Below are 10,681 nucleotides of genomic sequence, written 5' to 3' on the forward strand. Positions count from 1 at the left end.
AATGTTTACTCACTCACTATTGATAAGAATAATAGTACATTCCAAAGTGAAAACTATTGTCAGGCTCCTGTCAGTGGCGTGTCATAAAATCCCCACCGTAAAGAATACGAACAATAATATGATTACACCCTAACGTTGATATGCAAGGCGCCTCTTACGTTAGATATTGTTGCTGAGTAATATTTGATTAATGTTAAATTGTTTATGGGATTTAGAATGAAAAATAGGCTGATTTAACTAAGAGTGGCTCATGATTACTGGTTTATACATATTAAAAATGGCGTACAAATGAAGTGCCAATCCTTTTTGGATGGTTCTGTGACGTGATTTTGTGCACTTACTTCATGAAGGTGTCATTCTGTCATTTGTTGGTTGACTCTGTTTGCTAACAGTCGGAAGATGATTACTTACTCAATTGATATAGTAATCGAATGTATTCTCACAGGTCATCACCCTTCATGTATGCAGTCCGAATTGGTATATTGTCGCTAATTATTGCTACTGGGTGCATAGTGTCTGTTCAAGCGAAGCCCAGCGATTTTATTTATACCCCCTCAGTTATTCAACACGACAGTCGCTTAATGTCTGCTTATATCCAATCGTTACGCGATCCTGAGCGAGCGTATGGTTTTATCAAGCAGTTTATTGCCTCTAAATCGGGCAAGCCCATGACAGGTTGGGAGCGTGTCTACTATGTACTAACGATGTCGCGTCTAGAGGCTTACACTCTCACTGAGGAAAAGCCATTAGATGTTATTGGTGAACTCGAGGAGTTAGCTAAAACACTAGATCAGCCTTGGATAGAAGGTGAAGCTTTGCTACATCGGGCTATATTGGCCAAAGAAACAGGGGAGTATGAAAATGGGTTAAGCTATTTGGATGAAGTACTGTTAATTGCTAAAAAAACTGGATTTAAGAATCTCACTGCTCGTGCATTAAAATGGCAGGCTAATATCTGGTATTACCAATCTAAATATGATCAGGTTTTGTCTAATTATCTGAAGGCTTTGTCATATTTTGAAGAACAGCAGGATTATGCTCAAGTAGTCTTAGTCTTGTCGAATATCGGTAATATGTATACAGATCTCGATCAGTGGGCTTTAGCGAAAAAATACAATGAAAAGGCATTTGAAGTCTTTAATCACAATCATATAAAAAATGATTATACAGCAACCTTGCTCTATATCCATGCAGGGCTGGTGGCGAATTATTTTAACCTTGAAAATGAAGAAGCTGGTTATATCCGTAAAGCTATCAAGCATGCATCAAAAACAGGATCTAGTTACATTCAGCTAGTCACGCTGACCAACTATACATCCGTGTTACTTGATGAGAATAAACTTGAAGCATCGCTGAAAATGTCGAAAGAATGCTTACAACTTGCTGATAACATTAAAGATAGGGTAGGTCGAGCGTTTTGCTATGAATCAAAATCGTTAGCGTATCTTGAGCTCAAGGAACTTAATGAGGCGATCAGTACAGCGTTAGTCGCTCTCGATATTTATAAAGAGTATGGTAGCAATTCTCAGGTGATTAGGTTGTACAAATTGTTGTCTGATATTTATAGTAAAAACGGTAACTATAAAGTGTCATTAGAGTATTTCCAGCGTTATGTAAATGAAAAAGAAAGTCACTATTTACGTGCAAAGCGAGAAGAGATTCGTTCACTTCAAACACAGTATATTACTCAGAAAAAAGAGCATCAAATTGCTTTGCTAAAGGCTGATAGTGAGTTGAAATCAGCTCAGATAACGTCTCAACATTCACGAGAAATTATTTTATTGCTAAGCATATTATTAGGTGCAGCGGTATTGGGGTTACTATATCGCCGCAATAACCACTTATCTAAAGATAATGTTGAATTGGCACAATCAAATGTGTCGTTAACTGAACAGTCGTTCCAAGATCCTTTAACGGGTATGTACAATCGCCGTTATATTCAGCAATGGATCACAGGGGAAATTAAGGGCGAGATGCCTAGAGTTAGTAAGTATATTGTTGCTTTGCTCGATATCGATTATTTCAAGCAAATAAATGATATCCATGGTCATGATATTGGTGATCGTGTGTTACAAGAAATATCATCTCGGCTTCAACATAGCTGCCGTACTCATGACAAAGTTGCCCGTTGGGGAGGCGAAGAGTTTGTCGCTATTTTCTCCGTGAGTGATAGCTCAAATACCTACGAATTATTAGATCGTATTCGCCGTGCGGTATTACTAGAAAATGTCAGTATTGAAGGTCGAGAGCTTGAAGTAACAGTCTCGATTGGAGGGGTTGAAGTGGAATCGAGAGATCTACTTGCTTCACATTGGCAAGAGTATTTAGCGAAGGCAGATAATGCTTTATATCAAGTGAAGTCGAATGGCCGTAACGGCGTTGGTATTGAACTTAATTAACCCTTAGTCAGATGCTTTCTGAGCGGCAGATAGTGGAATGATTATTGCGGCTAATCCGTAATAGTAAAAGAGAGGCCTTAGCCTCTCTTTTTGATCACCATTAAAACATTCGGATTTTACTGGGTAGCAAGTACTCTGTTTTTTTGGAATACAAAACGCCAGATAAATAAAACAAATGCAATATAAGCTAAGCCAATCGCTAACGCGTGCCAGTGATAGCCTGAATACATAGCCAGCGGCATTAACGAAATAATAAAGATATCGGTAATAGAGCCAGGTACATAAGCGATTGCATAGTCATCTAACACCTTGCTCTTCATCTCAGGATCAACAATGCGCAGTAATGCGATACCCATCGCTACTGTACCGGTTAGCCAGCCCCAAGAGAAAATTCCTTTTTCAAACCAATTATCACCCATGATGCGTGGGGCAACCCAAAAGATAAGGAATAAGGTAAAGAGTACGCCACCTGTTGCGAGTACAGCCATTGGTGCAATGTACTGGACTAATACCGTCACCTTAATGGCTGAAATACCAAATACGATAAGGTAGTCGGTACTAATACCAGAGGCATGATGAAAAGCGCCATCACATAGATATTGTGATGCACCTGAACGCTGCGCAATCATACGAACGAACATACCGCCCAAGAAACCTGTTACAAAAGTTGGGATTTGTACTTTGTCATGGAACGACGACAGAAAATCAGCAGAAACATAAGAGAACGCCGTTACCACAACAACTAACGCAGCATGAATAGCGAAAGAATCAACAGACAGTGATGACATGGTTGATTTCATTGCCCAGCGCTGATCATTTTCCTGAATTAAGCCTTTGCGTTCATGCTGGTTCATGTTGGTAAAAGTACTGAATGTTTTGATCAAACCTAGCTTGAGTGCAACTTGCAAGATCAACATGCCAATAGCGATTGAGATGAAAATCCCCGCGGTGGCAAATGTTAAGCTAAGTGTAAAAGCATCTTCCCAGCCAAGGTTTGTGAAAATATCACCCACTACTGCAGAAGTACCATGGCCACCCATAAAGCCCGCGGACATTGGAATACCAAAGGCAGGGTTTAGATCGGTAAATACAAAAGTTGCTAAGAACAAGCCAAACATGGCAGCAAATAACCACTGAGAAACAGATGCTACTTGGTTAAATGCCCACATGCTTCCTGCGCGCTTAGCCACAATTGAAGGGGATGGAACATCGGTTGCTAGACCAAGTGCAGAGAACAGTGCCGCAGTCAGTAAACCAGCGTTGCTGGCGAAAGTGTCGCTCCAAGGTAACAGATCTAAACCTGCTGAACCCAGCGCTAAACCTAAAATGCCTGCGATTACCGCAGAAGGCAGGTACATACGCTGCAACAAAGTGATGTGCACACGTAAAACCTTACCAAGAATCAACAGTCCGCCTGCAATCGCAAGATCAGATAGCATTAATCCGTTAGGCATAAAAACTCCTATCGTATAGAGAACGCAAAGTCGCAATAAGCGACGTAGATGCATGACGATGAATGACATGCAAAAACACGTATTATTGAATGTGTTGGTGAGTACGGGCGAGTCCTGCCGGTCAGCCAACTGAGTGGCAGAATCTTACTGATTCTGCGAGAGTCGGTACGAAAGTACCAAAATTGATATGTTGAGCGTGATGAGGTTCCGATCCTCATCTGATATTCGTACAGCTTAGAACTATTGTACGGTATGGAGTAAATGCTCAATTCACTCTGTGCGCGGATATTAATCAAAAAATCACCGCAAATCAAACAGGATTGATTGTAATGATGAATAATTTCAATCGAAAGTGATGGCGTAATGTATTTTAGGCATTTTAAATTTATGAAGATAAAACACTAAGTCTTTCTATTCTTGGTGCTTTTAGGTTTTTATGATGACTTTAGCTGATTCCACTTCTGTTCTTAGTCAAGAGTATCAAAACTAAAATTAAATTAAGCATAACTTACTAGTTAAATGACGGTAGGCTAAAGTTTGTCCATTTTTTGCAAAGGAAAGCCGATGTCTGCACCTCCAAGTTCAACAAGTGATGAGCTAAATTCAGATGCGACATTAAAAAATAGTGTCCCTATAGCTGATGAAGAGACCGATGATCGAAGCGCCGGCAAAAGCCGTGATCAGCAATAATTTAACAAACTTAAAAGACCGTGAGTTGCATCTGAATATTAACAGTACTTTTCGTCAACGAGTATGCCTAGAAGCCACATAGCCCGGGAATAGGCGGGGGATGTGGCTTCATTGTTAGGTATATTTACCGCGTTGACTCGGAGACCTGCTGTTCCGTACGCCAACTCAGTAGCGGAAGCTTACTGGTATTGACCGTTAGTTTGCCATCTTGGTTAAAGAGCACTAGCGCAGTATCTTGCCTTTGGTATGGCATCAGGTCGAGTTCTACTGCGTAGTTGATATTCGAGTTTTGTAATTTGCAGATATCAAGGAAAGACTGCTTAGTTGCGTCATTTGGCTTGCTGAAGGGGGTATCTGCGGGCAATGTACTTTCATCCAGTGTTAGTCCAACCAATAGCGTTTTACTGGATACTTGCTTTGGTAAAGCGCCTTTTACAAAATGGCTGAGGTCGGTGTTCTTTTGAGCCTCAACAAGCTCGGTATTGAAGTAAGGATCACTGTTATTGGTGATGATTGCAATACAAGCTGTGAGCGCATCGCTTTGTACATTATTGTGAGTCAATCGATTGATGATAGCGACTTTACCTGCCTTATCCCAATAATCTGCAAGCGTTACTTTTCCTGTTTTGTAACTGCTATCAACAAAAATACGGAACATGCTTTCTTGATAGCCGAACTTATTGTTATCGGGATCCGTTGCTGTTGGTGCGAAGAAGTAATGTGCTTTGGTACCGCGGAACTGTTCGTACTTGACCGTATCTGTTCGTTGGCTTGCATCTGCCGTGTAAGACAAAGTAATGCCGACTTCTTGTGTATTCGTACCGTAGCTTTGTAGAGCAAACTGATGACCGTTTACTTCTGTTGCCGCCGTTTCTTGGCGCAAATTGTAGTGACGGAAGATTGCAGATGAGTCGTTTTCAATTGAAATTCGGGCTGGTGATGTCGGCGAAATATCGGTACGTTCATTCACAAAGCTAAAGCGAAAAGGGGTATAACCATCAAGGATAGGGGCTGCTTTATCATTTGCTATGCCTGTTGCTAGGCTAAATGCACCATTTTTAACTTGGGGCTTCACTGGCGGGATCGGTTTTGTGCTAGAACCGGCGCCAGAGCCATTACCGTCACTACTGCCTCCACCGCAACCCGTGAGCATGGTTGCTAAAATGATTGATGTGGCTAGATACTTTACTTTCATTGGTTAAATCTCGTAATAATTGTGGCTGCATTTTAATTTGAACGGTGTTTTTTATCAATGAAAGAGTGCTTTCGATTTGCTGTGTTCAATGGTTTTAGCCCTAAAAAGTAAAAGTGTGATTTGTTGATATTGAAGCGGTACGGTAGGGAAGTGCAGTATTCATGTGTAAAAAAGCCCGCTATAAAAGCGGGCTTAAGAAGCTATATGCTAACCCGTTAAGGGTTATATATGCTTAGCGAACGTTTTCTGCCATAGCAGCAACAGGTGCTGTTGAAGCACAATTTTCGCTTTTTTCAGTACGCTTCTGTTGTGCTGCATGCATTTTCACTACAGCAATAGGGCCTGTAACGAAGGTTACTGCAACCAAGAAAGAAACAGGTACCGCTGTAATAACGATGAATGACTGAAGTGCATTCAATCCGCCATCACCCGCAATAAGTAAGACGCCAGCCACAACACCCATCATGATAGCCCAGAATAGACGCTGAACTTTAGATGGTTCTTTATCGCCAGATACAGCCATCGCAATGGAATAGGCCATGGAATCACCTGTGGTCGCCACAAAAGTAGTGGTTAGTACAAGGAATGCTGGGATAAGCAGAGTGCTAAATGGCAGCTGAGCTAAAGATGCAAGCAGTACTGCTGGTAAACCGCCTTCATTTAATGGACCTGAAATACTACCAGGGTTCGCTAATTCAAGACCAATACCCGTACCACCAAGTACAGAGAACCAGAAGTTAGTCGCTATAGGCGCAGCCACAGCAACGGTTAGGATTAGTTCACGAACACTACGACCTTTAGAAATACGAGCAATGAAGATCGCCATCATAGGTGCGAAACCAATGAACCAGCCCCAGAAGAACCATGTCCACCATGAGTTCCAGCTTGGGTTAGAAGAACTTAGGCTCATTTCTGGAAGGTTTTGGATGTAGTGGCCAAATGCTAAACCAAATTGCTCAAAGATGAAGCCTGTAGGGCCTAGCACCAAAATAGCAATAAGTAGCGTACATGCGCCAATTACATTCATACGACTTAGCCATTGAAGGCCTTTGTCCATACCTGTGAAAGCTGAAACAGAGTAAATTGCGACTACACCTGCCAGAATCATCATTTGGGTGAATATCGAGTTCTCCATGCCTGTTAGTACGGTCAGGCTGTAACCTAACTGAGTTGCAAGGAAACCGATTGGACCAATAGTACCTGCCGCAACGGCAATGATAGAACAAGAATCGATCACTGAACCAAACCAGTGATTTTCAAGCTTGTTACCTAGAATAGGGTAAAGCAGGGCACGAGGTCGTAATTTAACACCGCACTGGTAGTGGGCGTACATCAATACAATTGTGCTTAGAGTGCCAAGAACGGCCCATGCAAGGAAACCCCAGTGCATGAAACTTTGGCTTAAGGCTGGGGTAACGGCGGCTGCAGTGCTGCCCTCTACGCCAGGAAAACTTGGTGAAGGAGTAATAAAGTGGAAGATTGGCTCTGCCGCAGACCAGAATACACCACCGCCCGCAAGCAGGGTACACATGATCATAGCTACCCAACGAAATGTACCAATCGTTGGCTTGGACTCACCACCCATTTTTACTTTACCGTAGCGGCTTGCTGCAATGATAAGCGCTAGAGCAAAGTTCATGATCATTAAGCATTGCCACCAATAACCGAAAGTCGCCGATGCTGAAGTAAACATTGACTGGATCGCAGAGGTGAAAGTGGACAGATCAAAAAGGGCTGCAAGTATAAATAAGAGGATAAATCCAATTGTTAGTGTTGGAACAAGTTTGTCGCTAGTTTTGTGACTAATCGTAGACATAAATATCTCACAGTATGCGTGAGGGAAGAGACTCTACCAGCTTGAATCATGAAAAACCAGTCAAAAATGTTTCGTGTACGAAATAAATGATAAGGATTTAGTGTGATGGTAATCACTATTGTAAATCGATATTTCACAGGCATATTAAAGGTTTAACCAATCATAATTGCAGTGTATTGGCTTTTTTTATTGAGGTTTTTCCGTGGGTTAATTCTTTTTTATTTTATGAGTGGCTATGTAATCACAGAGTTTGAAGGGGGATGCCGTTATGCAATTATATGTATCGTTGTTTTTACCTCTAATGAGTTAGATACAACACAAATTGAGATCGAAGTGAATGAGTGAATAATTTTACAAAAAGGTGTGTTTATTTTGACATGCATAACTAAGAGGCGGAGAAAACAATCCGCCTCATTTCACCACACTGTATATAGAGGGGAGCGTGGTAAAAGATGGATGCGTCGAGTTAATAGTTGCAAGATCTGTTGAGTTTACGAAGTAGGTTGTTCGATTTCATAAATGGCTTCACGGATATCATCAAGACGGCGATCCAGAATAGCTTGCGCATCATATAAGCCTTGATTATAGAAATGCGCCCCCATCTCTTTGGCAATAAAGTCGAGTAAGAATTCACCGTCAAACTGCGCTAACTCATGATCGAGTTCTTGGCTAAAGTATTTTTGAAGCTTTGAGACCAGTACTTCTTTCTGGTCTCGAGTCAGTTTAATTGCGCTCATGGTTTTGTTTCTCCGATCATTTGCTTGAAAGCTATTACGAGACAATGGGTTGTGACGTTTTTACCGTCGTCACCATAACGTAGCTATTTGTAAAATATCAGGTGTAGGTTCATTATCAATGGTGTTTCGCCATTTTATAGTGAGGTAAATACCTTGGCTGGACTCAGTTTATTAACATTGTTAGACGATATCGCCAGCGTGTTGGATGATGTTGCCGTAATGACAAAGGTTGCAGCGCGGAAAACCGCGGGGGTACTTGGTGATGATCTTGCGCTAAATGCCCAACAAGTCTCAGGTGTACGGGCTGAAAGAGAAATTCCTGTCGTGTGGGCCGTTGCTAAAGGCTCTTTTCGCAATAAGCTGATATTAGTCCCTGCAGCGTTGCTGATTAGTGCTATTGCACCATGGCTAATCACGCCTATGTTGGTCGTTGGCGGCCTATATCTTTGCTTTGAAGGTGCAGAGAAAATTGCGGAGAAATGGTTTCATTCACAGCCTGATGACCAAGTTCCGATCTCACAAGTCGACAGTCAGCGCGTAGAACAACAAGAAGATATAGATGTTGCAGATTTTGAACGTAAGAAAATAGCGGGTGCAATAAGAACTGATTTCATACTATCTGCAGAAATTATTGTGATTGCATTAGGTACAGTGCAAGGACAAGTATTTTTGACCCAGCTGGCGGTAGTGAGTTTAATTGCTATTGTAATGACAATCGGCGTCTATGGCTTAGTTGCTGGCATTGTGAAGCTGGATGATGCGGGTTTCTATCTAGTTGCTAATAGCAAAACGGGTTCTTTTAAAAATACATTTGGCCAGGGGCTTGTTCAGCTTGCCCCTCATTTAATGAGAGCGCTTGGGGTTATTGGCACAATTGCCATGTTTCTTGTTGGTGGGGGTATTATTATGCATAGTATTCCGCAGTCACATGATTGGCTACATACCTTAATTAGTATGCTTCCAGACTCAACGCTTATTACAGTGCTGCTGCCTTCTGTGGTTAACGGCATGGTAGGGGTACTTTCTGGTATCTTGGTACTATTGATTGTAGATTTAGCTAAGAAGCTAAGAAGCTAAGAAGCTAAGAAGCTAAGAAGCTAAGAAGTTAGACATAAAAAAGCCGATGCAGTGTAGACCGCATCGGCTTTTCTAATTATGTCGTGAGTTGTGCTGAATTAATCAGGCATCTCAGCATTGTGGTAAACGTTCTGAACGTCATCACAATCGTTTAGTGCATCAAGGAATTTCTCGAATGCGGCAATATCGTCACCTGAGATTTCAGTCATTGTTTGTGGAACAAATGAAATCTCTTCAACATCGATGTTGGTGTCAGGCATTGTAGCTGCAAGCGCATTCTTCACCTTGAAGAATTCAGTGTGCGGTGCGTAAACAGTAATTACGCCGTCTTCACACTCGATGTCAGTAACATCTGCATCTTCCATCATTAGGTTTTCTAGAACGGCTTCATCGTCGTCACCTGCAAATTGGAAAACAGCTTGGTGTTCAAACATGTGGCCAACTGTACCTGGGCCACCAATTTTTGCGTTGTTCTTAACAAACGCTTGGCGAACATCCATGAAAGTACGGTTGTTGTTGTCGGTAAGACAATCAACGATAACCATGCAGTTACCTGGTCCGAAACCCTCGTAGCGCGCAGTAGAAAAATCTTCACCAGCACCACCTTTGGCCTTATCGAGTGCTTTCTCGATAACATGGCTTGGCACCTGATCTTTTTTGGCTTTTTCTATCAAACGCTTGAGTGAAAGGTTGCTGTCTGGGTCTAGGCTACCGTTTTTAGCACAGACGTAGATCTCTTTACCGTATTTTGAGTAAACCTTGATCTTTGCGCCAGCCGTTTTTGCCATTGACAATTTGCGTACTTCGAATTTTCTTCCCATGGGGAAACTCTCTATCTTTGTTTATTACATAGTTGTCGCGATTTTATCAGTTAGTAGGTGAGAAAGGCTAGTCTCAACCAGTAACTAACTGCGATTAGCATGACAAATAGCAATTTTTGTGAAATTGATAAGAACGAAGTAAAGATAATAGCCTAGAAGGCTGAAATTTAAGCACTTATTGTGATTGTATTGCAGAGTTAGCGACAAATTTGTGAAAAATGGTAGTTAACGCGCATATTATAGACAATTGAGCATTTTAGGGGTTTACAGCTAACAATTATGAACGTATTATTCGCCGCACTTACGGAGAGATGGCTGAGTGGTCGAAAGCACCGGTCTTGAAAACCGGCGGCGGTTTATCCCGTCCTAGGGTTCAAATCCCTATCTCTCCGCCATATTTTAAGCCCAGCAGAAATGAAGTGACCCCATTAAGTTGGACATTTTAGTTAAGCGGCTTGTAAGGCCTGATTTCGATATTCTATCGGAGTCAGG

At 41.8% G+C, this 10,681-nt stretch carries 8 protein-coding genes and 1 tRNA gene; 4 read left to right on the plus strand and 5 right to left on the minus strand.

Translation table 11 applies throughout. The features are described 5' to 3' along the window. Positions 1-512: 512 nt before the first annotated feature. A complete protein-coding gene (locus tag ASV53_RS19550; RefSeq protein WP_189337921.1) occupies positions 513-2,399 on the plus strand; it encodes a GGDEF domain-containing protein in 1,887 nt (628 codons plus the stop codon). Positions 2,400-2,515: 116 nt separating this feature from the next. Here ASV53_RS19550 and ASV53_RS19555 read toward each other — a convergent pair whose 3' ends face one another. Continuing rightward, entirely contained in the window at positions 2,516-3,853 is a 1,338-nt protein-coding gene (locus tag ASV53_RS19555; RefSeq protein WP_094958328.1) for a sodium/glutamate symporter, read from the minus strand. Positions 3,854-4,417: 564 nt separating this feature from the next. Here ASV53_RS19555 and ASV53_RS26165 point away from each other — a divergent pair. Next, on the plus strand, positions 4,418-4,543 hold the full coding sequence (locus tag ASV53_RS26165) for a hypothetical protein (protein ID WP_275657116.1): 126 nt from the start codon (positions 4,418-4,420) through the stop codon (positions 4,541-4,543). Between the two features lie 124 nt (positions 4,544-4,667). Here the strand turns inward: ASV53_RS26165 and ASV53_RS19560 are convergent, their stop codons facing one another. The 3 genes from ASV53_RS19560 to ASV53_RS19570 all read right to left on the minus strand — a co-directional run bounded on the left by ASV53_RS19560 (position 4,668) and on the right by ASV53_RS19570 (position 8,291). Beyond that, a complete protein-coding gene (locus ASV53_RS19560; RefSeq protein ID WP_094958329.1) occupies positions 4,668-5,738 on the minus strand; it encodes a hypothetical protein in 1,071 nt (356 codons plus the stop codon). Between the two features lie 232 nt (positions 5,739-5,970). Next, positions 5,971-7,554, minus strand: a complete 1,584-nt coding sequence (locus ASV53_RS19565; RefSeq protein WP_094958330.1) for a BCCT family transporter — start codon at positions 7,552-7,554, stop codon at positions 5,971-5,973. A 491-nt stretch (positions 7,555-8,045) separates the two neighbouring features. Next, positions 8,046-8,291, minus strand: coding sequence for a DUF2164 domain-containing protein (locus ASV53_RS19570; RefSeq protein WP_094958331.1), 246 nt, complete (start codon positions 8,289-8,291; stop codon positions 8,046-8,048). A gap of 153 nt (positions 8,292-8,444) precedes the next feature. On the opposite strand from ASV53_RS19570, the gene ASV53_RS19575 reads away from it, so the two are divergent. Continuing rightward, positions 8,445-9,368 (plus strand): DUF808 domain-containing protein, encoded by a 924-nt coding sequence (locus ASV53_RS19575; RefSeq protein ID WP_094958332.1) that lies wholly within the window; start codon positions 8,445-8,447, stop codon positions 9,366-9,368. Between the two features lie 98 nt (positions 9,369-9,466). Here ASV53_RS19575 and ASV53_RS19580 read toward each other — a convergent pair whose 3' ends face one another. Next, positions 9,467-10,189, minus strand: coding sequence for a YebC/PmpR family DNA-binding transcriptional regulator (locus ASV53_RS19580; RefSeq protein ID WP_062689515.1), 723 nt, complete (start codon positions 10,187-10,189; stop codon positions 9,467-9,469). A 305-nt stretch (positions 10,190-10,494) separates the two neighbouring features. Here ASV53_RS19580 and ASV53_RS19585 point away from each other — a divergent pair. Further along, positions 10,495-10,584: transfer RNA gene (locus tag ASV53_RS19585), tRNA-Ser, on the plus strand. The last annotated feature ends 97 nt before the right edge of the window (positions 10,585-10,681 follow it).

The organism is Photobacterium sanguinicancri, from assembly GCF_002265265.1.
Classification (GTDB): Bacteria; Pseudomonadota; Gammaproteobacteria; order Enterobacterales; family Vibrionaceae; genus Photobacterium; species Photobacterium sanguinicancri.